At 51.5% G+C, this 24,889-nt stretch carries 26 protein-coding genes; 11 read left to right on the top strand and 15 right to left on the bottom strand.

The window, feature by feature from the left end:
- Positions 1–68: 68 nt before the first annotated feature.
- A complete protein-coding gene (locus H144_RS0110690; protein WP_019942052.1) occupies positions 69–2,276 on the top strand; it encodes an alpha-galactosidase in 2,208 nt (735 codons plus the stop codon).
- Positions 2,277–2,343: 67 nt separating this feature from the next.
- Here the strand turns inward: H144_RS0110690 and H144_RS0110685 are convergent, their stop codons facing one another.
- The 8 genes from H144_RS0110685 to H144_RS0110650 all read right to left on the bottom strand — a co-directional run bounded on the left by H144_RS0110685 (position 2,344) and on the right by H144_RS0110650 (position 9,619).
- Positions 2,344–2,862: a phosphoribosyltransferase family protein gene (locus tag H144_RS0110685; RefSeq protein WP_019942051.1), complete on the bottom strand. Its 519-nt coding sequence runs from the start codon at positions 2,860–2,862 to the stop codon at positions 2,344–2,346.
- Positions 2,863–2,922: 60 nt separating this feature from the next.
- Positions 2,923–3,627 (bottom strand): glutamine amidotransferase-related protein, encoded by a 705-nt coding sequence (locus tag H144_RS0110680; protein ID WP_019942050.1) that lies wholly within the window; start codon positions 3,625–3,627, stop codon positions 2,923–2,925.
- 6 nt (positions 3,628–3,633) lie between these two features.
- Positions 3,634–4,224 (bottom strand): Uma2 family endonuclease, encoded by a 591-nt coding sequence (locus H144_RS0110675; protein ID WP_019942049.1) that lies wholly within the window; start codon positions 4,222–4,224, stop codon positions 3,634–3,636.
- A gap of 45 nt (positions 4,225–4,269) precedes the next feature.
- Positions 4,270–5,655, bottom strand: coding sequence for an aldehyde dehydrogenase family protein (locus H144_RS0110670; RefSeq protein WP_019942048.1), 1,386 nt, complete (start codon positions 5,653–5,655; stop codon positions 4,270–4,272).
- Positions 5,656–5,757: 102 nt separating this feature from the next.
- A complete protein-coding gene (locus H144_RS0110665; RefSeq protein WP_019942047.1) occupies positions 5,758–6,531 on the bottom strand; it encodes a glucose 1-dehydrogenase in 774 nt (257 codons plus the stop codon).
- A gap of 39 nt (positions 6,532–6,570) precedes the next feature.
- The gene (locus H144_RS0110660; protein ID WP_026350589.1) at positions 6,571–7,947 is read right to left on the bottom strand and encodes a glutamine synthetase family protein; all 1,377 of its coding nucleotides are present in this window, start codon (positions 7,945–7,947) and stop codon (positions 6,571–6,573) included.
- A gap of 28 nt (positions 7,948–7,975) precedes the next feature.
- Positions 7,976–8,599 (bottom strand): DUF4230 domain-containing protein, encoded by a 624-nt coding sequence (locus H144_RS0110655; protein ID WP_019942045.1) that lies wholly within the window; start codon positions 8,597–8,599, stop codon positions 7,976–7,978.
- 3 nt (positions 8,600–8,602) lie between these two features.
- A complete protein-coding gene (locus H144_RS0110650; protein WP_019942044.1) occupies positions 8,603–9,619 on the bottom strand; it encodes a bile acid:sodium symporter family protein in 1,017 nt (338 codons plus the stop codon).
- A gap of 229 nt (positions 9,620–9,848) precedes the next feature.
- On the opposite strand from H144_RS0110650, the gene H144_RS0110645 reads away from it, so the two are divergent.
- Complete coding sequence (locus H144_RS0110645) at positions 9,849–10,676, top strand: glycoside hydrolase family 16 protein (RefSeq protein ID WP_019942043.1); 828 nt, start codon at positions 9,849–9,851, stop codon at positions 10,674–10,676.
- Between the two features lie 32 nt (positions 10,677–10,708).
- Here the strand turns inward: H144_RS0110645 and H144_RS0110640 are convergent, their stop codons facing one another.
- Entirely contained in the window at positions 10,709–11,866 is a 1,158-nt protein-coding gene (locus H144_RS0110640) for a PepSY-associated TM helix domain-containing protein (protein WP_019942042.1), read from the bottom strand.
- Between the two features lie 150 nt (positions 11,867–12,016).
- Positions 12,017–12,646, bottom strand: coding sequence for a carbonate dehydratase (can, locus tag H144_RS0110635; RefSeq protein ID WP_019942041.1), 630 nt, complete (start codon positions 12,644–12,646; stop codon positions 12,017–12,019).
- A gap of 177 nt (positions 12,647–12,823) precedes the next feature.
- Here can and ileS point away from each other — a divergent pair, with 177 nt between their 5' ends.
- The 5 genes from ileS to H144_RS34580 all read left to right on the top strand — a co-directional run bounded on the left by ileS (position 12,824) and on the right by H144_RS34580 (position 18,082).
- Positions 12,824–16,252, top strand: coding sequence for an isoleucine--tRNA ligase (ileS, locus tag H144_RS0110630; RefSeq protein WP_019942040.1), 3,429 nt, complete (start codon positions 12,824–12,826; stop codon positions 16,250–16,252).
- Between the two features lie 62 nt (positions 16,253–16,314).
- Complete coding sequence (locus tag H144_RS35090) at positions 16,315–16,467, top strand: DUF6934 family protein (protein WP_374754587.1); 153 nt, start codon at positions 16,315–16,317, stop codon at positions 16,465–16,467.
- Positions 16,468–16,676: 209 nt separating this feature from the next.
- Entirely contained in the window at positions 16,677–17,456 is a 780-nt protein-coding gene (locus H144_RS0110615) for a 3-hydroxyacyl-CoA dehydrogenase (protein WP_026350588.1), read from the top strand.
- A 15-nt stretch (positions 17,457–17,471) separates the two neighbouring features.
- Positions 17,472–17,840 carry a hypothetical protein gene (locus H144_RS34275; protein ID WP_157504609.1) on the top strand — a complete coding sequence of 123 codons (369 nt, stop codon included), beginning with the start codon at positions 17,472–17,474 and terminating at the stop codon, positions 17,838–17,840.
- 92 nt (positions 17,841–17,932) lie between these two features.
- Positions 17,933–18,082: a hypothetical protein gene (locus tag H144_RS34580; RefSeq protein WP_019942034.1), complete on the top strand. Its 150-nt coding sequence runs from the start codon at positions 17,933–17,935 to the stop codon at positions 18,080–18,082.
- Between the two features lie 12 nt (positions 18,083–18,094).
- On the opposite strand, the gene H144_RS0110595 is transcribed toward H144_RS34580, so the two are convergent.
- Positions 18,095–18,844, bottom strand: a complete 750-nt coding sequence (locus tag H144_RS0110595; RefSeq protein WP_026350587.1) for a DeoR/GlpR family DNA-binding transcription regulator — start codon at positions 18,842–18,844, stop codon at positions 18,095–18,097.
- Positions 18,845–18,960: 116 nt separating this feature from the next.
- Between H144_RS0110595 and H144_RS0110590 the strand changes: the two genes are divergently transcribed.
- Positions 18,961–19,512: a 5' nucleotidase, NT5C type gene (locus tag H144_RS0110590; protein WP_019942032.1), complete on the top strand. Its 552-nt coding sequence runs from the start codon at positions 18,961–18,963 to the stop codon at positions 19,510–19,512.
- Here H144_RS0110590 and H144_RS0110585 read toward each other — a convergent pair.
- From H144_RS0110585 to H144_RS0110565, 4 genes are all read right to left on the bottom strand, one after another.
- The gene (locus H144_RS0110585) at positions 19,506–19,835 is read right to left on the bottom strand and encodes a type II toxin-antitoxin system PemK/MazF family toxin (protein ID WP_026350586.1); all 330 of its coding nucleotides are present in this window, start codon (positions 19,833–19,835) and stop codon (positions 19,506–19,508) included. The two genes, H144_RS0110590 and H144_RS0110585, sit on opposite strands and share 7 nt — an antisense overlap.
- Positions 19,820–20,038 carry a hypothetical protein gene (locus H144_RS31700; protein WP_019942030.1) on the bottom strand — a complete coding sequence of 73 codons (219 nt, stop codon included), beginning with the start codon at positions 20,036–20,038 and terminating at the stop codon, positions 19,820–19,822. The genes H144_RS0110585 and H144_RS31700 overlap by 16 nt, the downstream gene beginning before the upstream one ends.
- A gap of 55 nt (positions 20,039–20,093) precedes the next feature.
- Positions 20,094–22,112, bottom strand: coding sequence for an excinuclease ABC subunit UvrB (gene uvrB, locus H144_RS0110570; protein ID WP_019942029.1), 2,019 nt, complete (start codon positions 22,110–22,112; stop codon positions 20,094–20,096).
- Between the two features lie 105 nt (positions 22,113–22,217).
- Positions 22,218–23,072 carry a cupin-like domain-containing protein gene (locus H144_RS0110565; protein ID WP_019942028.1) on the bottom strand — a complete coding sequence of 285 codons (855 nt, stop codon included), beginning with the start codon at positions 23,070–23,072 and terminating at the stop codon, positions 22,218–22,220.
- A 153-nt stretch (positions 23,073–23,225) separates the two neighbouring features.
- Here H144_RS0110565 and H144_RS0110560 point away from each other — a divergent pair, with 153 nt between their 5' ends.
- The 3 genes from H144_RS0110560 (at position 23,226) to H144_RS0110550 (ending at position 24,880) form a co-directional block, all read left to right on the top strand.
- On the top strand, positions 23,226–24,035 hold the full coding sequence (locus tag H144_RS0110560; protein WP_019942027.1) for a helix-turn-helix domain-containing protein: 810 nt from the start codon (positions 23,226–23,228) through the stop codon (positions 24,033–24,035).
- A 66-nt stretch (positions 24,036–24,101) separates the two neighbouring features.
- Positions 24,102–24,488 carry a VOC family protein gene (locus H144_RS0110555; RefSeq protein WP_019942026.1) on the top strand — a complete coding sequence of 129 codons (387 nt, stop codon included), beginning with the start codon at positions 24,102–24,104 and terminating at the stop codon, positions 24,486–24,488.
- 53 nt (positions 24,489–24,541) lie between these two features.
- Positions 24,542–24,880 carry an avidin-fold protein gene (locus H144_RS0110550; RefSeq protein ID WP_019942025.1) on the top strand — a complete coding sequence of 113 codons (339 nt, stop codon included), beginning with the start codon at positions 24,542–24,544 and terminating at the stop codon, positions 24,878–24,880.
- Positions 24,881–24,889 lie beyond the last annotated feature (9 nt).

The following is a 24,889-nucleotide window of genomic DNA, read 5'->3' as shown; positions in this document are numbered from 1 at the left end:
AATCTTGCGCAGTATCATTGCAAGCGTTGGTCCTTTTTTATTTCCTAACCTTTATATTTTGTATTTCAATGAATCTTCTCCGGCGCATTGCCATCCCCCTGTTGCTGCTGCTCCTGCACGCGATCGACTCAAAGGCCCAGAACAAGGTTACCATTCCCATCGAAACTGCCCGGAACGCACTGGTACTTCAAACCGATCAGGACAAGCATTTATCGATCATTTATTTTGGTAAAAAACTATCCCAAACGGCGGAATACGATCTTGTAGCATCCCAGAGCCGCCAGCGCGACGGCAATGCCGGCATTTACAACTCCGCCTACACGCCCGCCGGCTCATGGAGCGTTTCGGAGCCAGCCTTGCAGATTACCCACGCCGACGGCAACAAATCGACCGATCTGGTTTACCAAAATCACCATACCACGCGCGAGAACGATAATGTGTCGGTTACCAGCATTCAGCTCAAAGATCCGGTGTATGCAGTCGAGGTGACGTTGTTTTACAAAACCTACTCCCGCGAGAATGTAATGGAACAGTGGAGTGTGATCAAAAGCGCGGAGAAGGGCGAGATCACGTTGAACAAATATGCCTCCGCGAACCTCTACTTCCCCGGCAAGGACTTCTACCTCACGCATTACAACGGCACCTGGGCCCGCGAGATGAACCCGGAAGAAGAGCTGCTCACGGCCGGTATCCGCGTACTGGATTCCAAACTCGGCACCCGCGCGAACCTGTTCCAGCCGCCAAGCTTCCAACTTTCGTTCGACAAGCCGGCTACCGAAACCGAAGGCAAAGTATTGCTCGGCACATTGGCGTGGTCGGGTAACTTCCGCATGGATTTCGAGGTCGATTCGTACCATAACCTGCGCCTGATCGCGGGCATCAACAACTATGCGTCCGAATACCCGGTCGCATCGGGCAGGGACTTCAAAACACCGTCATTTATCTATACATTCTCCGAAAATGGCAAAGGCGAAGCCAGCCGCAACCTGCACAACTGGGCCCGCAAATACCGCATCCTGGACGGCGAAGGCTCGCGCCTGACCCTGCTTAACAACTGGGAAGCCACTTATTTCGATTTTAATGAAGAAAAACTGGCCGGGCTTTTCAAGGACGGCAAGAAGTTGGGCGTAGATATGTTTCTGCTCGACGACGGCTGGTTCGCCAACAAATATCCCCGGAACGACGACCGCGCCGGCCTCGGCGACTGGCAGGAAAACGTGAAAAAACTGCCGCACGGCATTGGTTACCTCGTGAAAGAAGCCCAAAATGCCGGTATCAAATTCGGGATATGGGTAGAGCCGGAAATGGTCAACCCCAAAAGCGAACTCTATGAAAAACACCCCGACTGGGTGATCCGCCAGCCGCAGCGGCCGGAGCATTACATGCGCAACCAGCTCCCGCTCGATTTGTCTAATCCTGAGGTACAAAACTTCGTCTACGGCATCCTGGATAAACTTTTTACCGAAAATCCGGACATCGCCTACATTAAATGGGATTGTAATGCAATTACTTTCAATGCGCATTCGGCGTACCTTGAAAAGAGCAAGCAGAAGCAGTCGCAGCTATACGTCGATTATGTAAAAGGCTTGTATAAAGTGCTGGAAAAACTACGCGCGAAATACCCGAAGGTACCGATGATGCTCTGCTCGGGCGGCGGCGGGCGTGTCGATTACGAAGCGCTGAAATACTTCACGGAGTTCTGGCCGAGCGACAACACCGACCCACTCGAACGCATTTTCATGCAATGGGAATACTCCTATTTCTTCCCCGCCATCGCGCAAAGCGCACACGTGACCGACTGGGGCAAGCAGCCGCTCAAATTTCGCACCGACGTGGCCATGATGGGCAAGCTGGGCTACGACATCGTAGTGAGCCATTTGAATGAAAAAGACCTGCAATTCAGCCAGCAATCAGTCGCAACGTACAATGCGATCAAGGATGTGGTATGGCACGGCGACCTATACCGCCTTGTCGATCCCAAGAAAAACGACTTCGCCTCGCTCCTTTTCGGCTCCAAAGCCAAAGACCGGGCGATCGTATTCTCCTACCTCGTCAGCAACCGCAATGGCGCCGGCTCGGACATAGCCATTCGTTTGCAGGGATTGGATGCGGGGAAAAAATATAAAGTGCGAGAGCTCAACCTCTACCCCGACACGAAATCATCAATCAAGGAAGACCAGGTGTATTCGGGAGATTTCCTGATGACGGCGGGCTTCAACCCGGTAGTCAATGCGCGGCGGACCAGTGTGATTTTGGAGGTTTTGGAGGTGAGATAGATGGTGCCACGAAGGCACGAAGAGGCACGAAAGTATATTCGTGTAACTTCGTGCCTTCGTGGCTATATTATTTCAAATAAACCCCTTCTTCCTCCGCACGGCTCAGGACCACTTCTACATGCTCGGTCAGCGTCGTACTCAGTGAATACCCGACGTAGTCCGCGTGGACGGGGAATTTGTGGTGGCTGCGGTCGACGATCACGGCTACCTGTACCTTTTTCATCGATACTTTCAGGAACGGCTCCAATGCGAATGCCAGCGTGCGGCCGGTGTTGAGCACATCGTCGGCAACGATCACGACCTGGTTTTCAACATTCAGGTCCCGGTCGAAGAGGATGGGGCTTTGCTGGTGGATATTTTTGTCGAAACGAAGTTCGATCAGCTGCACGTCGAGCGGGGAAATTTGCGTAAGCTCGGTCGCGAGCCTTCTGGCGAAAGCATACCCTTCACCGGCAATACCGGCGATGATGATGCTCTTTTCTTCAAAATTCTGCTCGTATATTTCAAAAGCGATCCGGCGTATTTTCTGTCCCGTCTGATGGGCACTTAAAATCTGACGCCGCGACACCGTACTGTTTTCACTCATTGCGGGGATTGGTAAGTTGAAATCTTAGTAGCGGTAAAAATAGCAAACCGGATGGCTACTTCATAGCGCAGCGAAGTTCTTTAACCAATTCGCAAAAGTCAATTCATGCAGCGGCAATTCCAGGCTGACGATCCCCATTTCCACCTTCGCGGCGCCGATACGTTCCGTGCGGATCTCCATTAATGCCTTTTCGTACGGTTTCGAAAACTCCGGATGCGCCTGGATGCCCACCATATGCGTGCCTGCGCGGAACATGCCGACCGGGCAATCCTGCGTCTCGGCCAATATGGTACTGTCGGGCGGCAGCTCCATCACCTGGTCCTGGCACATCATCAGCAAATTAAATGATGGCCGCGGCGGCGACATCCAGTCTTCCTGGCTCAATACCTGAAAGTTATGCACGCCCACACACCAGCCTACCATCGCCTTCTGCACCTTCCCGCCCAATGCTTCCGCCAGCATCTGATGCCCGAAACATATGCCGATATACTTCTTCCCGGCAGCATGAATTTCCCGCACAAACTCCTTCAAATGCCCGATCCACGGCTCATCGTCGTACACCGAAAACTTCGAACCGGTGCACAAATACACCTCGCATTCGTCCACCGAAGCCGGGAAATGACCATTACAAACATCATAAAACGTAAACTCCCAGTCCGGTGCCACCTGCGCGAACAGGGCCGGAAACATCTCCCGGTAATCCCCCGCAATCGGCAACAGCTCCTCGCGCACGTGGTCACATTCCAGTAATCCTACTTTTGTCATTATTAATTACTTTTTATCGAAAAGCTGGTTTAAATCGATAGTAAAGTCAGGTAATGTAATTGAAGTAAGCGCCTGCCCTATGGTGTACGGCTTCAATCCTATAAATTTTCCTTCTCCAATTAACACATACACAAAAACCACTTCATCATTCGGCTCTACCAACCAATATTCTTTTACACCCGATTCCTCGTATACATCAAACTTATTATTCATTTCCTTCCTGGTATTGCCCGGGGAAAGTATCTCAATAATCCAGTCGGGCGCACCTATACAGCCTTTTTTATCGACCTTCATTGGATCACAAACCACCGAAATATCAGGCTGGACAACCGTGAGAATTTCCGTATCAGACTGAACATCAAATTTTGGAAGTCTCACATCAAACGGAGCTATAAAAACCTGACAATCTCTGTATTTAAGCAATTGCCATATTTCAGCAAAAAGCATCCCGGCAATTTTCTGATGCCGGGTAGGAGGCGCAGGCGACATTTTAAAGATTTTCCCTTTAATCAGTTCCAAACGCTCTTCAAACTCCCATTTCAAATAGTCGGCATAGCTATACGTACCGTTCAGATCCAGTGTGTCGATACTTTTCATATTGCTGTTGTCTGGTTTACATTAAATATAAACCGGGAAACCAACTTACCCTGTTTTCAAATGAAAAGACTTAGGCCGCGTCAATGCCTCGTACCCCACTACCGACAGCGTACAGCCCCGCCCCGAATTCTTGACACCCGTCCAGGCTAGTGCCGGGTCGAGGTAATCGCAGCGGTTCATGAACCAGGTACCGGTTTCGACCTGCTCGCCGATTTGCAGCGCAGCGTCGACGTCCGACGTCCAGATGGATGCGGTGAGGCCGTATTGGCTGTCGTTCATTAGGCGAACGGCCTCTTCATCGCTGGCGACGGGCATAATGCCTACCACCGGGGCGAAGGTTTCTTCCGTCATGATCGCCATCGAATGGCTCACATTTACGAGTACTTGTGGTGCCAGGTAAGGCGTACCGGCCTGGTGCGCGGGAAACAATGCGGGGTCTATCAATGCAGTAGCTCCGGCGGCAACAGCATCGTCAATCTGTTTCTGGGCAAAATCGGCGGCGGACGTCCTTACCATTGGCCCTAATGTCGTGTCCGCGTCGCGCGGGTCACCCAGAACGTAGGTTTTAGTCAGCTCTTCAAAACCTTTGATAAATGCATCATACACATCCTGGTGTACATAAATGCGCTCGATACCGCAGCACGACTGGCCGGAGTTGAAAAAAGAACCGTCTACGAGATTTTCAACCGCATCGGCCAGGTTCGCGTCCGGGCGTACGTAGGCGGGATCTTTGCCTCCCAGCTCCAAGCCACCGATGATAAAACGCTCGTTGATAGCCTTCTGCACCGCGTGACCACCTTCGACCGAGCCTGTAAACGCCACATAGTCGATCCGCGTGTCGCCGATCACCTGCGCGACCTGTTCGTGGCTCAAATGCAAATATTGAAACACACCTTCCGGCAAGCCGGCATACTCGAACGCGGCGGCGTAACGCTCGGCACAGAGCGGCGTTTGCTGCGCATGCTTCAAAATCACCGCATTCCCCGACATAATCGCGGGAATGACCGAGTTCACGGACGTCAGATAGGGATAATTCCACGGCGCCACGACGAAAACGACGCCCAGCGGGTCGCGTCTGACAAACCGTTTGAAGCCCGGAATCTCATCGACTTCCACATCGGCCAATGCTTTTCCGGCCACCGAAATCATATAATTGGCCCTTTCCTGGAAACCGCGGCGGATTTCGTTGGCGGTGTAGCGGACAGGCCGGCCCATTTGCCAGGTCAGTTCCAGACCGATTTCATCGGCATGGTCAAGAAAATATTCCACTGCCTTGCGGCATACCGCCTCGCGCTCGGCCAGCGTCGTCTTTTTCCATTTCTTTTGTGCAGCTACGGCCTTTTCCAAAGCGGACTCCACAGCCTGCGCATTCGCCAGTTCGCGCTCCACATACACAGAGCCATCGATCGGGCTTATAGTTTTTTGAGTCATGTTTTTGAAAGGAGAAAAGGGAAGAAGGGGAGGATGGAAGAAAGGGAACTGGGATAGAGCCTCCTCCATCCTCCCCTTCCTCCATCCTCCCTTTCCTCCTAATTATAACGGAGTTACATAAGCCGAAGTAATACCGCCGTCGACCAGGAAGTCGGTGCCGGTTACGAACGATGATTCGTCCGATGCGAGGAATAATGCGGCATATGCCATTTCCTTCGCTTCGCCGAAACGGCCCATCGGGATGTGTACCAGGCGGCGCTGTTTCTTTTCTTCCGTGTTCAAAAACTTCATCAGCAGCTCCGTGCGCAGCGGGCCCGGGCATAATGCGTTCACGCGGATGTTCTCGCGTGCGTGGATGACCGCGAGCTCACGCGTCAGCGCGAGGACGGCGCCTTTACTGGCCGTGTAAGCCACCTGCGGCGTAGCAGCACCCAGAATCGCTACAAATGAGGCCGTATTGATGATCGAACCTCCGCCGGCGCGTTTCAATGCCGGTATACCGTATTTGCAACCCAGGAAAACGCCTTTGGCATTGATATTCATCGTCAGGTCCCAGATCGCCTCTTCCGTAGTTACGGCATTGTCGTCGTCGCTGTGCATAATGCCCGCGTTGTTGAAAAGGATATTCAGCTTCCCGAATTTCTCTTCCGTAAATGCCACCGCCGCCTCGTTATCGGCTGCTTTGGACACGTCCGAGTGGAGGAAATAGGCCTCACCGCCGTTTTTGACGATCTCGTCGACCGTCTCCTGACCGGCCGCGTCGTTCACGTCGGTCACAACGATTTTAGCTCCTTCTTTGGCAAACAAAATAGCGGTTTCCCGGCCAATACCGCCGCTACCACCTGTAATAAGCGCGACTTTGTTCTCTAAGCGCATGGGTTGATTGGTTATGTTTTTTGATAGTAATTGAGTGTCTTAAATCTGTTCAAAATACCGCTTGCGCTCCCAGTCCGTCACGGACGTATCGTAGGCCCGCTGCTCGGTTTTGAAGAAATGCGTGTAATGCTGCACGACTTCCTCTCCGAACGCCTCTTTCGCAAACGGACTGTTTTCGAACAATGTAATCGATTCAGCCAGCGTGTAAGGCACGCGCGGCAAATGGGCGGCTGCGTAAATGTCCCCGATGAAGCATTCGGGCGGCTCGATGCGGTTTCGGATACCGTCGAGGCCCGAAGCAAGCGATGCGGCAAATGCGAGGTAAGGATTGCAATCGGCGCCCGGAATGCGGCATTCGATGCGCAGGCTCGGGCCGCTGCCTACCACCCGGAAACCTGCCGTGCGGTTGTCGTAACTCCAAGCGAGGCGCGTCGGCGCCCAGGAACCGTCGACGAAGCGTTTGTAGGAATTAACCGTCGGGGCGTAGAACGGCATCACATCCGGCACATGCCTGATCCACCCGCCGAGAAACCAGCGAAAAATATCCGAGCCCTTTACCGGCCCGAGCTGCTCGTCGCCGTCGAAGATATTTTTCCCATCTTTCCACAAACTCATGTGAATATGACTGCTCGAACCCGCCTGGTCCGTCGCGAACTTGGCCATGAACGTCACCGAAAGGCCCATCAGATCGGCCGTTTCTTTCAGGCATTGCTTGTACACGACGTGGTTATCGGCCATCGAGAGTACATCGGCGTATTTCACATTCAGCTCGTGCTGCCCCAGGCCCCATTCGCCTTTCGATGTTTCAATGGGAATACCCGAGTTTTTCAAGTGCCGGCGAACGGTCGACGTGAACTTCTCGTTCCGTGTGCCTTGCATGATGTGGTAATCTTCCAGGTAGTATCCCGCAGGACTGAGGTTCTGGTAATTTTGCTGAAATGCCTGTTTGTAGCTGTTTTCAAGCAAGTAGTATTCCAGTTCCGATGCGGCGAAGCATTCCAGACCGTCGGTAGCAAGCTGTGAAAGCTGCTTTTTCAGTACCGACCTGGGCGCGATGGATTCCAGCTCGTGCGATTTGTCGTTATGAACATCGCAGATCACCAGGGCTGTTTTTTCCAGCCAATCGGCCACGCGCAACGTAGACAGGTCGGGTACCATGTGGAAGTCGCCGTAGCCGAGTTCCCAGTTGGCGTACTGATAGCCCGGCACCGGGTCCATCGCCATGTCGGTCGTGAGCAGGTAGTTGCAGCCGTGCGTGCCCGATTGGGACACCGAATCGATAAAATAATCCGCGTCGACGCGCTTGCCCATCAGGCGGCCGTAATGGTCCGTGAATGCTACTACAATTGTGTCGATCTCTCCTCCCCCAATCTTGCCCGAAAGTTCATCCAGCGTCAAAAATCCTTTTTTACTCATCAGAAAGGGTTGGTTTAGCGCATTGAGGTCATCGCAGCTTTTCAATTCTGGCATTCATCGGAAACTTGATCACCACCTTCTTACCGGACGCTTTTTCCAGCATGGGTGTCAGTATTTTCCGGGCATTTTCCTTCGTCTGGTCGAGGATACCCATATCGAGGGCCGACTGTTGGATTTGCTTTTCGGCCTGTTTGTAGGCTTCCTGCACCAGTTTGGCCTCGTCGGCAAATGCGTACTCCGTATTATAAACCTTTGATTTACTATGATCTATCTTAAAAACACAAAGCTCGGGCTCAGGCATGTTGATCACCAGCGTCTGGTCGTCGGAAGTAATGTCCTCCATCGATATTTTAGCCAGGTCCACACAGCCTATCGCCTCGCCCTGTACGATCAGGATCGCTTTCGCATTGGGCAGCCACATTTTCACAATCTCCTGCTCCACCACGTCCTTGAAATTGTATTTCACCACTTCCAGCTTACCCATCGACGTGATTTCCTGCAACACCAATGTATGCATGGTTTCGGTTTTATCCTCGCCGCTCAGCCATTCGGGCAGCCAGCTGCCGGTTTTGAACCCCGACCACAGCGCATTGATCCCCGCCAACAACAAAATCAGCACTACCAGCCGCACCAGCCACGATATAATCCGCATACCTTATTTTTTAAGTACAAAATCCGCTTCCCGCGCCATCCGCTGGGCGATAATGCTCGCCGCAATGAGCTGCAATGCGTGGTAAAGCATAATGGGCAAGAGCATTAGCCCCGCTTCCGGCCCGGCAAACAGCACTTTCGACATCACCGCACCCTGTACCAGCGACTTTTTGGAACCGCAAAAAACGGCGGTCACCTTGTCCTCCCGGTTGAAATGCAGCAAACCGCAGATGAACGTCAGCAGGAAATAGATCCCGAAAAACAGCGCGAGCATTCCTATCCCTAAAAATACAATTTCTTTTATTCCAAGCGAATCGAAGAGATGCTCCCCGAACGATTCGCTGAAAGAAGTGTAGACGATCAGCAGTATCGACGACTGATCGAAGTAGCGGATGTACTTTTTATAGCGCTCCGCGAAATGCCCCCAGCGACTATTGAGCGCGATTCCGGCGAATACCGGCAGTAATACTTGCAATGCCAGCTTTCCGACTACCGAAAGCAAATCAAAATGTCCCGGACTGGATGGTCCCGGACTGGAATCCAGCACGAGGCCCATCCACAACGGCGTGATGAAAACGCCGATCAGGCTGGAAATGCTCGCATTGAATATCGCCGCCGGAATGTTGCCGCGCGCGATGGACACCATCACCACCGACGAAGAGACTGTGGACGGCAAAACGGTAAGAAAGAAAATGGCAAGCCACATCGTTTGTCCTTCCCCGCTGTGAAAAAACGGCTTGAATGCCAGCGCCAATACCGGGAAAAGTACAAATGTCGACAAATGCACCATCATGTGAAGCCGCCAGTTGACTAGCCCGGCTTGCAGCTTTTCGGGGCTCAGGCGCAGGCCGTAAAAGAAGAATATCACCGACACGGCGTAGGTAGAAACCGTGGAAAGGTGGAGCGGGCTATCCTGCATGCCCGGCGCAGGCCAGAGCCACGCGAGGACGATCATACTCAGCAATGCGAGCATGAATCCGTCGAGGCCCGCTTTTTTAGCTGTATCAATCAGTTTGTTCATATCAAAAAAAATCGTCGCCCGGCATGACGGCGGCGGCGTACTGTACTTTACAAAAGAATTAAAAACTGTCAGAAATAAAACCCCGGCAAACGATTAATAGTGTCAAATCTTTCCAATTTGCTGTTTTTGGGTAAATGACCGGCCGATACCACTTTCCCAGATAATATCAGCAACAACACATGCCCCCCCCTGACCACAAGTGACTACACCTGACAACTCCTGACTAAAAATGACAACCGCCGAAAAACTGCTGCTCACAATCCTGATGACGCTGACCACATTGGCACCTTCCACAGCGCAATACAAGCTAATCTGGGCCGACGAGTTCGACTACGACGGTGCGCCCGACCCGAATGTGTGGCAGCCCGAAAAAGGTTTTACCCGAAACCACGAAGACCAATGGTACCAGGGTGAAAATGCGTACTGTAAAGGCGGTTACCTGATCATCGAAGCCAAAAAAGAAAGGGTAAAGAATCCCAGATATGTGGCTGGCAGCAGCAACTGGAAGGAAAGCCGGGAATATGCCGAATACACTTCGGCCAGCATTATTACCCGCGGCAAAAAGAGCTTTCAGTACGGCCGTTTCGAAATGCGTGCGAAAATCGATACGCGATCGGGCTTGTGGCCGGCATTCTGGACCTTGGGCGAAAAGGGCGAATGGCCCGACAACGGCGAGATCGACATCATGGAGTTTTACAGGGGAATGTTGCTGGCTAACCTGGCCTGGGGCTCCACTGAGCGTTATAAACCCATTTGGAATAGCAATAAGAAGCAGATTAATACCTTCCAGGACGCGGACTGGTCTTCGAAATTTCACGTCTGGCGGATGGATTGGGACGAAAATTCCGTCAAAATATATGTGGACGACGAGCTGCTGGCTTCGCAGGACCAGGCTAAGGCTGTGAACGCCAAAAACAAAGACATTACGCCATTTAAGCAGCCGCATTACATTCTGCTGGGGCTCGCATTGGGCGGCGACAATGGCGGCGATTTATCCAAAACAGATTTCCCCGCCCGCTTCGAGGTGGATTATGTCAGGATTTATCAGAAACAATAATGTATTTCCGGAAGCAGCTTAAACCGCCGTTTTCATGACGGGGTCGCCCATACCGGAACGCTCTTCCGCACTTTCTTCGGTGCTTTCTTTCTCCGGCCCCACCAGATTACAAACCCGGTGACGGGCAGGGTTGCGCAGATCAAACTGGCGAAAAACATGAGCATTTTACCCGGCAGGCCGAGGATCGCGCCGGTGTGGATGTCGTAGTTCATCCGGCGTAGCTTTTTGGCAAAATTGGCCTCGCTGTACTTGCCGGTATAAGGCCCTTCCGCATTGATTTTCTTTGCGGAATATTGGTCGAAATAGGTGTAATCGACATTGTAATAGGTGCCTTCCCGGAAGTTAACGTAGGAGAAAATCGACTCGGCTTTTTCGGTCGGGAAAGAAATATTGAGCGTTTTGTAGACCGGATATTCCTTTTGCAGCTGGAACCACGCTTTGTCCACTGCCTGCATCGGGCCCGTAACCTGCGCGGTGGAAACGGTGTCGGAAGCCGGGTTGTAGTACACATCCGAACCCTTCCCGCCGGTAACGGTATAAAGTCCCTGCGAAAACCACTGAAAGCCCCAAACGAGCCCGGTAACGGCCAGTACCACGCCTATTGACATCATATAAAAACCAAGCACATTGTGCAGATCGTAGTTTTTACGCCGCCAGGCCGCATTCCATTTGATCGAAAATCGCTGTTTGGCAGCGGATTTGTTTTTGGGCCACCAAAGCACCATCCCGCTGATCATCATAAAAAAGAACACCAGCGTCGCCGATGCCACTACCGGTTGACCGATTTTCTCGGGCAACCATAAGTAATAATGCCCGTGCAGGATGAAATGGAAGAAATCGTCGTCCTCGTTCCAGATATGTTCCACCTTTCCGGTGTATTGGTTGAGGTAAACGACGTAATAGTATTCGGGATCGAGATTGTAAAAACCGACTTGCGCATTGCGGTTGGGCGTATCGTAGAGTACTCCTTTCGCCACTTTGCCCGGAAGCGCCTTTCTGGCAATGTCCGCAAGTTGCGAGGGAGGCAGCACCTTCCCGCCCGTCGGGCCATTGACAAACATATATGGCTGTGTAACGCTCTTGATTTCCTGCTCAAACGCCAGGATGCACCCTGTGATGGAAATGATAAGCACCATTATGCCAGAGACCAGCCCGAGGTACAGGTGCAGTTTTCCAATCAGCTTTTTCATCGATTCGTCGCAGTATCTTATTTAGACTCATTTAAGACTACGAATATAGGGCGAACGATGTGAACTACCAAAAGGGAGGAAAGGAGAAAGGGGGGCCTCCCTTCTCCTTTCCTCACACAGCAATCCCCGCACTAAACAATCAAAACGTTATCAGAAGTCATATCGATAAATCCCCTCGACTTTCGTGCTCGGCGGCATGTGGGCGAGGGTTTTCAGCTGGCCATCGTGCAGGCTGAATACCCAGCCATGCAAATGCACTTCCTGACCCTGGTTCCAGGCGCCTTGTACGATGCTCGTCTGCGCAAGGTTATGTACCTGCTGTATCACGTTAAGTTCCACAAGGCGGTCGAAGCGCGTTTTTTCGTCTTCGATACCGTCGAGCTCGGTCGCGTGCTTATCGTACACATCCTTGATATTATGCAGCCAGCGGTTGATAAGCCCCAGGTCCTTATGCATCATCGATGCCTTCACGCCTCCGCACTGGTAATGTCCTACCACGAGTATATGCCTCACTTTCAGCACCTCCACGGCATATTGCAACACGCTGAGCATATTCATATCCGTATGCACCACAAGGTTCGCCACGTTGCGGTGCACAAACATCTCTCCCGGCTGCGAGCCCGTCAGGTCTTCGGCAGGCACACGGCTGTCGGAGCATCCGATCCAGAGAAAATCCGGTTTCTGGTCTTTGGCCAGGTTATCAAAATACGTTTCGTCAACTTCGAGCTGCCTGGCTGCCCAGGATTTGTTGGCGGTCAATAGGCGGTTAATGAGTTCCATTTTGTGATTGATGGTTGAAGTACCAAAATAATACAATCTCTCTCAGATTCATTCAAAAGCGCACATCCTTTTAGCGGAAAAAAATCCGTAATTTTGCACTCTTAAAATCCGAAGCGGGTTATAAATAGTGCTATTTACATTGATCGGCCGCGGCAAAAGCCGTTGCCAACTACGCATATGAAATACAACGAATATAAAAATCTGAGTTACCCTCAAATCGGGGACGAAGTACTGAAATTCTGGAAAGACAAAAAGATCTTTGAAGCGTCGGTAGAGACCCGCGAGGGCGCGCCCACATTTACATTTTTCGAAGGCCCGCCGTCGGCAAACGGCACACCGGGCATCCACCACGTAATGGCCCGTGCGATCAAGGACATTTTCTGCCGGTATAAAACCCTGCAAGGCTTCCAGGTAAAGCGCAAAGGCGGCTGGGACACGCACGGATTGCCGGTGGAGCTGCAAGTGGAGAAAGAACTCGGCATTATCAAGGACGATATCGGAAAGAAGATCTCGGTTGCAGATTATAATGAAAAATGCCGTCAGACGGTGATGAAATTCACCGATCAATGGAATGACCTGACCGAGAAGATGGGCTACTGGGTCGATCTCGACGATCCGTATATTACTTACAAAAGCGAATACATCGAAAGCCTCTGGAACCTGCTTAAAAAGCTGTATGACAAAGGCTTGCTATATAAAGGCTACACGATCCAGCCCTATTCTCCGGCTGCGGGAACGGGCCTGTCGTCGCACGAGCTGAACATGCCCGGCACGTACAAGGATGTGAAGGATACGACCATCGTGGCGATGTTTAAGGTAAAAGAGGCCGCGAAATGGCCGGTACTGGCCGGTTCGGCAGACCTCGACATCCGCATCCTTGCCTGGACGACGACACCGTGGACGCTTCCTGCGAACTCGGCGTTGACCGTCGGCGGCAATATCGATTATGTATTGGTTAAAACTTTCAATCCTTACACGCACGAGCCCGTGGCGGTGGTGCTGGCGAAGGACCTGACAGGCAAATATTTCTCCGAAAAAGGCCGCGACGGCGATTTCGAAGGCTATGCGGCCAGCGACAAGAAGCTGCTCCCGTGGACCGTTTTGAAAGAATTTAAAGGCAAGGACCTCGAAGGAATCGAATACGAGCAGCTATTGCCGTATATCCAGCCTGAGACGCCAGCATTCCGCGTGATCCTCGGCGATTTCGTAACCACCGAAGACGGTACAGGCGTCGTGCACACCTCTCCTACTTTTGGTGCGGACGACTTCCGGGTAGCGCAGGCAAACGGCATCCCCGCCATTATGGTGAAGGACGAAAATGGCAAAGAAGTGCCTATCGTCGACCGCCAGGGCCGTTTTGTAAAAGAGATATCGGATTACGCGGGTCGTTTTGTCAAACCTGAATATTACTCACAGGCAGAGCAGGACGATCCCGAGTTCCGCCCGACCGACGTGCTGATCGCCATCAAACTGAAAGAAGAAGGCAAGGCATTTAAAGTCGAGAAATACGAACACCCGTACCCGCACTGCTGGCGTACGGACAAGCCGGTGCTTTACTACCCGCTCGATAGCTGGTTTATCCGCACGACGGCGGTGAAGGACCGCTTGGTGGAACTGAACAAAACCATTAACTGGAAACCCGAAAGCACCGGTACCGGTCGCTTCGGCAACTGGCTCGAAAACCTCGTCGACTGGAACCTCTCTCGCTCGCGCTACTGGGGCACGCCGCTGCCGATCTGGCGGAACGACTACGGCGACGAAGTCTGCGTTGGATCGATCGAAGAGTTGAAAGATTTGCTGGAAGAAGCCATTATCTCAGGTCACCTCACCCGCGAGCAGGCATTGCACAATTCTGAATATTTGCAAAAACTGGAACACGGCGATTACGACCTGCACCGTCCATACGTGGATGATGTGGTGCTGGTAGGTAAAACCGGCCACATTATGCACCGCGAACCGGACCTGATCGACGTTTGGTTCGACTCGGGTGCGATGCCGTATGCGCAGTGGCATTATCCGTTTGAGAACCAGGAAATATTTAACCAGGCTTACCCGGCCGACTTTATTTCGGAAGGGGTAGACCAAACCCGCGGCTGGTTCTTCACATTGCACGCCATTGCGGGCATGCTGTTCGATTCTGTTGCATTCAAAAATGTCGTTTCTACCGGTTTGGTACTCGACAAGAACGGCAACAAAATGTCCAAACGCCTCGGCAATGCCGTGGACCCGTTTGCGACACTGGCACAATACGGCCCGGATGCGACACGCTGGTATATGATCACCAATGCCGAGCCCTGGGATAACCTGAAATTCAACATCGACGGTATCGGCGAAGTGCAGCGCAAGTTCTTCGGAACGCTGGTGAACACGTATAATTTCTTTGCATTGTACGCGAATCTGGATGGTTACGAGTTCCACGAGGCCAATTCGGTGCCTATCGAAAAGCGCACCGAGCTCGACCGCTGGATTTTGTCGAAACTGAATACATTGATCAAAGAGGTAGGCGAACAATTCGACGACTACAACCCGACCAAAGCGGGCCGTCTCGTGCAGGATTTCGTCACCGACCAGCTTTCGAACTGGTACATCCGCTTGAACCGTCGCCGTTTCTGGAACCCCTCTGCCGAGCAGGGAGCCGGTTTGACGGACGACAAGGCGGCGGCTTATGAAACATTACACCACTGTCTGGTAACAGTTTCACAATTAATGTCGCCGATCGCCCCATTCTTTGGCGAATGGCTGTATAAAAATCTGACAGACAGCGACCGGGAAGCTTCGATCGCCCACAATGCGCCGTTCAAATACGATTCGGTACACTTGACTTTCTGGCCAAAAATCGAGGCGGAAGTGGTGGATACCGACCTGGAAGAAGCAATGGACCTCGCGCAGCGCATCAGTTCGCTCGTACACTCGATCCGCAAGGGACACAAGCTGAAAGTACGTCAGCCATTGTCCAAAATCCTGATCCCGGTTCTGAGCGAGAAAACGAAGCGGCAGATCGAGCAGGTGGCATACATTATCCTTTCGGAGGTGAATGTGAAGCACATCGAGTTCGTCCACGATGACAGCGGCATTTTGAAAAAGAAAATCAAACCGAATTTCAAAGCCCTCGGCCCGAAATTCGGCCCGAAAATGAAGGAAGTAGCTGCGGCGATTTCAGCCATGGACGAAACGCAGATCCGCGAGATCGAAGCCAACAGCACCATCGCGTTGACGGCAGCGAGCGGCCCGATCGACATTGCATTAACCGATGTGGAAATCATCGCCGAAGACGTGCCGGGATGGCTCGTAGCCAGCGAAGGCGGCCTCACCGTAGCACTCGATATTACCGTTACCGAAGACCTGCGCCTGGAAGGTATCGCCCGCGATTTCGTAAACCGCGTGCAGAACCTGCGCAAGGACAGCGGCTTCGAAGTAACCGATAAAATCCGCATTACCTTGCAAAACAACGACGGCTTGCTCGCCAGCGCAGTAACCGCCAACAAAGACTACATCTGCCAGGAAGTACAAGCCCTGGACCTCAACCTAGTTGGCGACCTGAACGGGGAAGCGACGGAGATCGAAATGGATGAGTTTTTGCTGAAGGTGAAGATTGAGGTGGTGTAAATGAGGCAATATCAGGAATATCCGGTAACATTCAACGTTGAAAACACCCGCTTTTCCAAAGTATCGGGAAGCGGGGCGTTTTCGATAAAGTAGTTGAATTCATCCAAGTCGCGCCGGATATCCATCATTTGGGTCTACTCGATCACGACCCTCTCACCCAAAAATTCAGCGACATTTCTGTGACGGACAATGGCGATATGCCCGAGGTTTTTTAGTGAAGAAAAAGTTTTAATTTTATAGAAATTGCCTTTCTGGAAAATGAAAATTTTAGATAGAAAAACAATTAAGCCCGGAAAATTCACCTCCGATCCCGGCCTCGACAATCTCCCGACTCTAAAAGTCGCGTTGGAGAAGGCAGAACGGGCACGAAAATTCTTCGAGGAACATCCGCTTCCAGAACGGTTGCAGCGGAAATAACCACCTTATGCAACTATCTACCTCCACTGCCCTCATCACCGGCGGCGCTTCCGGCCTTGGAGAAGCGACTGCACGACTGTTCGTCAGTCATGGAGCCAATGTGGCTGTTCTTGACCTGAACGAGGCAGCCGGACAAGCATTGGAGAACGAATTCCCCGATCGGCTTAAATTCATCAAAACCGACGTTACAAGCGAAGACGAAGTCCAAAATGCTTTGGATGTTGCCTTGCAAGCATTCGGCAGCATTCAGATCGTCGTCAACTGTGCGGGAATAGCACCGGCGCGCAAGATCGTGGGCAAGGCCGATGGTATCTACGGGCCGCATTCTTTTGAGCTTTTTGAAAAAACCATTCGCATTAACCTCATCGGGACATTCAATGTCATGCGGCTGGCTGCGTTTGCGATGGAGAAAAACGAGCCTGATGTGGAAGGCGAGCGTGGATTGATCATTAATACTGCCTCCGTTGCCGCATATGATGGGCAAATGGGCCAGGTAGCCTATGCTGCAAGTAAAGGCGGGATCGTGAGTATGACTTTGCCTGTGGCACGTGACCTGGCTAAATCCGGCATCCGGGTGATGGCCATTGCGCCGGGGCTTTTTGAAACACCGCTGCTTATGGGCCTGCCGGAAGAAGCGCGCATTTCGCTGGGGCAGCAAGTGCCATTTCCTTCCCGACTTGGAAAACCGTCGGAATATGCGCAGCTTGCCCAATCGATTGTCGAAAATCCGATGCTGAATGGCGAGGTAATCCGCCTCGACGGCGCGATCAGGATGGCTCCAAAATAGTTAATCACTACGATCATGAGGGGACATTATCTTTTAAAATGGCTATTTCTGACGGTACTGTCCGTCAGTGTCCTGCATTTTCGCGACGCCAGCCAAACCGGCCACTACCGGATTGAGCAGACCGTCAGTCGGCATCATCTCAGCACCCGCAATGTCCTCCATTTTAGGCATTCCAAACCTAATACTAATCTATCCGCGCATTCTGCACATTTCAAACATGCACAATCTGTGCTCATTTCCTGCCTTTCGGCTAACCTGAGCAATGTAGTCGCCGATAATGCGGCATTGAATTGCTACCCCACACGTAACCAGGTTCAGGTCCAAAACCAGCATTTCCGAAGCCGGACGCTTTCATCCGACGATCCTTCCATTTCACAGTCGTAATCCTGCATGAAACACGCATTGCCTGAATGCGCCGGAAAACGCATCCAGGCAATGCCATGCGCTTATTATTTACGATTCAATAAAAACGGAAAATGGGAATCAGACGGACAGTTTACTTTCTGCGGAAATGGCTTCTGCGGATCGCAATTTCGTTTATGCTCGGGTTTTCGAATGCCATCAATCAGGAGTCGAAGAGCATCGACGATACTTCTTTCAAGATTGAAGAAACTACCAAAAAATAAGGAACCTGGGAGTCAGACCATACTGATTCCCAGCCCCCTGTAAATGTCAAACTCCTCGATATCAGCTTGTTTATCCGTAATAATCGTCGACAACCGTTCGGTAGGACAAACGTAATACGCCTCAGCAGTGCCCAGTTTTTCGGTCGTTGCCAATGCGATCACTTCCTTGGAGCATTCGATCATCGTCCTTTTCACCTCACCTTCCTCAAAATCAGGTCCGGTAACGCCGAGGTTCGTATGAATGCTGCAAATTCCGAGCAGGCAAATATCTGCCCTGAACTTCTTGAAAAACTGAATGGCGTCGTTGCCGATCGTGACGAACGAATCTTTCAGCAACCGGCCGCCGGCGAAAAGTACGTCCACGTGCTCATGCTCTTCCAGAATGGATGCGATCGGGAAGCTGTTGGTGATCACAGTCAATTTGAGGTCTTTCGGCAGCATTTGTGCGATCAGCAACGCGGATGTACCGCCATCGAAAATCACTACCTGACCATCTTTAAGAAACTGTAATGCCTTTTTTGCAATAATTTGCTTTTGCTCGTTGTCATACGTCATGCGGTCGCGGAAATGATGCGGCCCAGGCGCATGAGGTACCGCCCCGCCCCTTACCGATTTCAGCAGTCCCTGATCGGCCAGCTCCTTGATATCCCTCCTGACGGTATCCTCCGACACATTCAGCAACGTGCTCAAATGTCCCAGATATACCTTTTGCTCGTGCCCCAGCTGGTCCAGTATGATCTGGAAACGTTCTTCTTTTAACATAGTGACTTCGGTTATGCTTGCAAATTTAACAAACATTTTAAATTTAATATTGCAAAATATTGCATATATGGCTTATATTTGTCGCAAATAATTGCAAATACTAATTTTACTACATCATGAAAAAAACAATTGCGGTGGATATGGACAATGTCATCGTGGACATAGAAGCGAACTGGATCAACCATTACGCCGACGCATTCGGGGTGCGGGTTACCAAAGAGGATATGCACGGTATCCCGGAAGATCAGGCCTTTCCCGATCCGCTTGCCGCGCGCACCCTGCTTTACAAACCCGGATTTTTCCGCTACGCACCGCTCATTCCCGGCGCGCAGGAGGCCATTATCAAATTACAGGAAAACTACGAAGTCTACATCGTATCGGCCGCAATGGAATTCCCCAACTCCCTCCCCGAAAAATACGACTGGCTCGCCGAGCATTTCCCATCCATTCATTGGAGAAACATCATTTTCTGCGGCGACAAAAGCGTCATCAACACCGATTACCTCATCGACGACCATTTAAAAAACCTCGATTTCCATAAAGGCAAACCCATTCTGTTCACCGCCGGGCATAACCTGGGCATCAACAAGCACACGCGGGTAAATAATTGGGAAGAAGTGCTGGAATTGCTGGCATCGGAGCTTGAAATTTCCCACCCAACTCACTGAATAACCCGCAAAATCGTCTGGACAACTTCTTTCATCGTTTTCGCTCTGACGAAACCGGCCTTGCGGATAACAATATTTTTGTCAGCAGTAAAAAGGCGAATGGGCCGGATGAAGCTATTCACGGGCAATGAGCCGCTTAGAAAATCAGTGACCAGCAATGGGACGGCATAAATATCCCTGGAACTTTGTGATGTGATCTGGCATAATAACAGGTCGTCGCCGGGCAAATCGGCAACGACCAATGCAGGTCTTCTTTTGGAGCCCGACAGGTCGGAGAATGGGAAAGGAATTACTACTACTTCACCTTTTACAAATTTTGCCATGCTTTGTCTTCTTCTTCCGTCAGCCAGTCTTTTTCGAGTGATTTCTGGCTGGCATAGTGTGTGAGTGTGTAATCTTGTTCGCCACTTTCCTTCACCGATTCATTAATTGTAAACGCAATGATCTCTACCTGCTTTCCGACAAAAGAAGCAGGCAGTTCCAGCGAAATACTGGTATTCTCCGGCGTAATTAATGTTTTGATCATAAGATAGTTGACAAACGCTTGATAAATTTAAACATTTATCTGCATCTCACAATCGTCACCCCTGCTCCTGCACCCGCGCTTTCAGTTGCAGCAACTCGTCACGCAGCCTCGCGGCTTCCAAAAAGTCGAGGTCCTTCGCGGCGGATTCCATTTTGCGTTGGGTTTCGGCGATGAGCTTCTGGAGGTCGGTTTTGCCCATGTACTGTACCACCGGATCGGCGGCGATTTTGACTTCCTCCGGCTCCACGTACACTTTACGGACTTTGGAATCGGCTACGGAAGTCTGTTCCATAATGGCCTCCTTGGATTTCCGCACCGTTCTCGGTACAACGCCGTTCTCGATATTGTATTCCATTTGAATGCTGCGGCGGCGGTTCGTTTCGTCGATCGCCAATTGCATCGAGCCCGTAATGGTATCGGCGTACATAATCACCTTTCCGCGGTCGTTACGTGCGGCGCGGCCGATGGTCTGGATCATCGAGCGGGTGTCGCGCAGGAAACCTTCCTTGTCGGCATCCATAATGGCCACGAGCGATACTTCGGGCAAATCTAGTCCTTCACGCAGTAGGTTGACGCCCACGAGCACATCGAAAACACCCAGGCGAAGTTCACGCAAAATCTCCACGCGGTCCAGCGCCTTCACTTCGGAGTGAATGTAGCGGCATTTGATACCGACACGATCGAGGTATTTACTGAGCTCTTCGGCCATTCTTTTGGTTAAAGTCGTCACCAGGACGCGGTCGCCGAGTTCAATGCGTTTGGTGATTTCTTCCAGAAGATCGTCAATCTGGTTCAGGCTCGGCCTTACCTCGATTTCAGGGTCAAGCAGGCCAGTAGGACGAATAATTTGCTCAACCACAACACCTTCCGATTTGCGCAATTCATAATCCGCCGGCGTAGCACTCACGAAAATCGTCTGCGGCGTCATATCCTCGAACTCCTGGAATGTCAATGGCCTGTTATCCAGCGCCGACGGCAACCGGAAGCCGTATTCCACCAATGCCTCCTTCCGCGAGCGGTCGCCGCCCCACATCGCGCGGATCTGCGGCATCGTCACATGGCTTTCGTCCACCACCATCAGGAAATCCTCGGGGAAATAATCGAGCAGGCAGAATGGCCGTTGCCCCGGCATCCGGCGGTCAAAATACCTTGAATAGTTTTCAATACCAGAGCAATAGCCCAGCTCGCGCATCATTTCCATATCAAACTCGGTGCGCTCTTTCACGCGCTCCGCCTCCGCGAGCCTGCCTTCCGCAATAAAGTATTTGACCTGCGTTTGTAAATCATCCTGAATTTCCTTGATCGATTGCATCAGTACATCGCGGCCGGTCACGAACAAGTTGGCAGGGAAAATAGCAATCGCCTTTTCGGAGGATATTTTCTTGCCCGTCTCCGGTTCAATGCGCTGAATATCCTCGATTTCATCCCCAAAAAAGATAAACCGGTAAGCGAAATCCGCATAGCCCGGGAATACGTCGACCGTATCGCCTTTAACCCGGAATGTACCGCGGTTGAACTCCACTTCCGTCCGGCTGTAAAGGATTTCCACCAGCCTGAACAAGAACTGGTTGCGAGGAACGATATCGCCGAGTTTGGCGCTGACAATGCTCTTTTTGTATTCCAAAGGGTTACCCGCACCATAAATGCAGGAAACCGACGCCACCACCACCACATCGCGCCGCCCGCTCATGAGCGACGAAACCGTGTGCAGACGCAGCTTTTCGATCTCCTGATTGATCATCAGGTCCTTTTCAATGTAGGTGTTGGTAGTGGAAATGAATGCCTCCGGTTGGTAATAATCGTAGTAGCTGATGAAGTACTCGACAGCATTATTGGGGAAAAATTGCTTGAATTCGCCGTAAAGTTGCGCCGCAAGCGTTTTGTTGTGGCTCAAAACTAACGTCGGCTTGTTCACCTGGGCCACTACGTTGGCCACCGTAAACGTCTTTCCCGAACCTGTCACCCCGAGCAGCGTCTGGGCCGGTTCTCCATTTTCAATTCCCTGTATTAACTGGTTGATTGCCTCCGGCTGATCGCCCGTCGGCTGGTATTCTGAAGTGAGTTCGAAGTTCATAGCAAGTCGTGAGGCAATACAAGAGAAACGCATTTCAAAGATAGATTAGTTTCTTTGAAATGCGTTTCAAACAACCGATCGCCGGTTCACTTAACCTGAACTTCCTCAGGCTTGCTTTTGAAGCAGGTCCTGTGCATTCTCGACCGCCTTTTTCTCTTTCCAGTGCTGCCAGTCAAGGCCCAGCAGCTTGGTCATGCTTTTGTCGACAAACGTGTGGCGTACCAGGTTCATACCGCCGCGCACGGCCGTAAAAATGGAATTGTTCGCGCGTAATGCGAGACTGAAACCGCCGTCGACATACCGGATATAATGCCACCAAAGCGATGGTATAAAGATCGTCTCGCCGTGTTGAAGGATCGTTTCGTAGCCGGTAGCACCTTCCAGTGCAGGGAATTTCTTATAATCCGGGTCGAGCGGGTTCACCTTGCTCATCACCGTAAATGGGTGGTGATAAAGCCGGCGGCTTTCCTCGGGAGAGAACAGGATAACCTGCTTGCGGGTCTGGAATTGCGTCAGGAATACGTTAGAGCAATCCATGTCGTAATGCAGGTTGGTGATAGAGCCCTCGCCGCCGAAAAATACAAATTTGTATGATTTCAGAAATCCGTCCATGATCGTCGGGAAACGGATGTCGTCGGCCAGCTCGGGGATCTTTTTGAAAATGTCGAAAAGGAAAATGCGGAGGTCGGTCGGACCTTTTTCGATCAGGCTCAGGTAATCGCCGAATTTCATGGTTTTGGCAATTTGGAAATACTTGTCCGCATCGTGAATGTGGTTGTCCACCAAAGGCACATCCAGGTTTCCGTGGTTCTCGCGTAACCAGTCGAACGTCCATTTCTGAACCGCAGGCCAGTCCTTCGCCAGGTCGGTAAATACGACAGGGCGACTTGGTTTTAGATAATTTTCGATGAATTCTTCGCGCGTGAGTCCGGTGCGCTTCTCTATGGGCACTAATTTCATAGCAAGAAATTGAGTAGGTAATCGACTAATTAAAGTATTGCGGGAAAATTTTCTTCCGGCTGCATAAAACCATCTCTTTCAAGTGATCAAAATGCTGTTCAAATGTATTAAAGAGATTTCAAAAATGTAAATTTCATAGAATAATGTAAAAGTATGAAATATTTCACCATACCACCGCCCGCCGACCTGGCCAGATACGTCCGCTTTTTCTGGGTACTGGAACACGACCTGCCCGGCGACGAGCCCTATTTTCACCGGACAATGGCCGACGGCTGCGCGGAAATGGTGTTTCATTTCAAAGGCCGGTTCGATGAAATTTTAAAGACCGGTTTACAGGAAGCCTCTTTCCATGCAGGTATTCACGGCCAGTCGCGGTCGTTCCGGCGGTTTGTGATCGGCCAGGATTTCGGAATATTCGGGGTATATCTCTATCCATATGCCGTTCCGGCGCTGTTTGGCGTGCCTGCCGCGGAGCTCAGCAACCAGATGCCCGACCTGGCTACATTTTTCGGTCCGGCCGGTACCGACCTGGAAGAACGTGTCATGCTTGCTCCCGATCACACCGCACGCGCCGGCATTATTTCCGAATTTCTGAGGAAATGCATCCGCAAACGCGAGATCAGCGAGCCGGCGGTTTTCTCCGTGATCGGCAGTGTTATCCGCTCCAACGGCCTCGCCCGCATTCCTGACCTCGCGGCACAGAGTTTTTTGTCGACCAGGCAGTTCGAGCGGAAGTTCCTGGCATTTTCGGGCTTCAGTCCCAAGCTTTTCAGCCGGATCATCCGCTTTCAGGCTGCGCTCAGTCAATATGGAAACACCGGCAAGTCCCTCACCGAAATCGCCTATGAATGCGGCTATTACGACCAGTCGCATTTCATCCACGACTTCAAAGCATTCTCGGGCGATCATCCCAAAACCTTCTTTTCGGGAAATGCCGAAGGGTCGGAGTACCGCGATGCATAATGTCGTTTTTTTCCAATTTCCCGGGTAGCTGCCAGTCTACTTTTGTTTAAACCAAAAACAAAAATCATGAGCAATGTAAGAGTCCCGAACGGCCACCAGACCATCATGCCATACCTGATGCTCGACGGCGCTTCGAAATTCAAAGATTTCACCACCGCCGTTTTCGGCGGAACGATCAGTTCCACGCACTACCAGGAAGACGATCCGCAACAGATCAAGCATTCGGAAGTGACGATCGGCAGCAGCACCATTATGTTCTGCGACAGCCGCCCCGAATGGCCCGCACAGCCGGCTAACCTGTTCGTGTACGTCGATAATGCCGACGACAGTTACCAAAAGGCGCTCGACAGCGGCGGAACGAGCGTGATGCCGCCCGCCGACCAGGATTACGGGCGAAGCTGCGGCGTCACCGATCCCTGCGGAAATACGTGGTGGATCACGTCGGTCCTTTGATCGAAATGCCGTCTTAATGCCTATATTTAGCGCATTAAGACGGCATTTTCCCTATGATCGATTATAACAACAAAGTATTCGTCCCATTGTCCAATTCCGAAAACGGTGAGGTGGACCTCAGCATGCAGTTTGTGTATCAGCAAACCGGCAACATCGTCACTTCCACGTATTCGGGCGGGCGCATACGTGCGGGGCACCTCATTGCGCTCGTAGACGACCACGGGAATCTGGACATGCGCTACCACCAGGTGAACGACAAAGGCGAAATTACAACCGGCATTTGCCGCTCGACGCCCGAGCAACTACCGAACGGAAAAATCCGTATGCACGAGAAATGGCAATGGACTTCCGGCGATTGCTCGGCAGGAGAATCCTTGCTGGAAGAACTCTGACATTCATCC

Origin of the sequence: Dyadobacter beijingensis DSM 21582, from assembly GCF_000382205.1 — a bacterium.
Lineage (GTDB): Bacteria > Bacteroidota > Bacteroidia > Cytophagales > Spirosomataceae > Dyadobacter > Dyadobacter beijingensis.
Note: the sequence above shows the minus strand (reverse complement) of the source record. Positions and strands in the feature narration are given on the sequence as shown.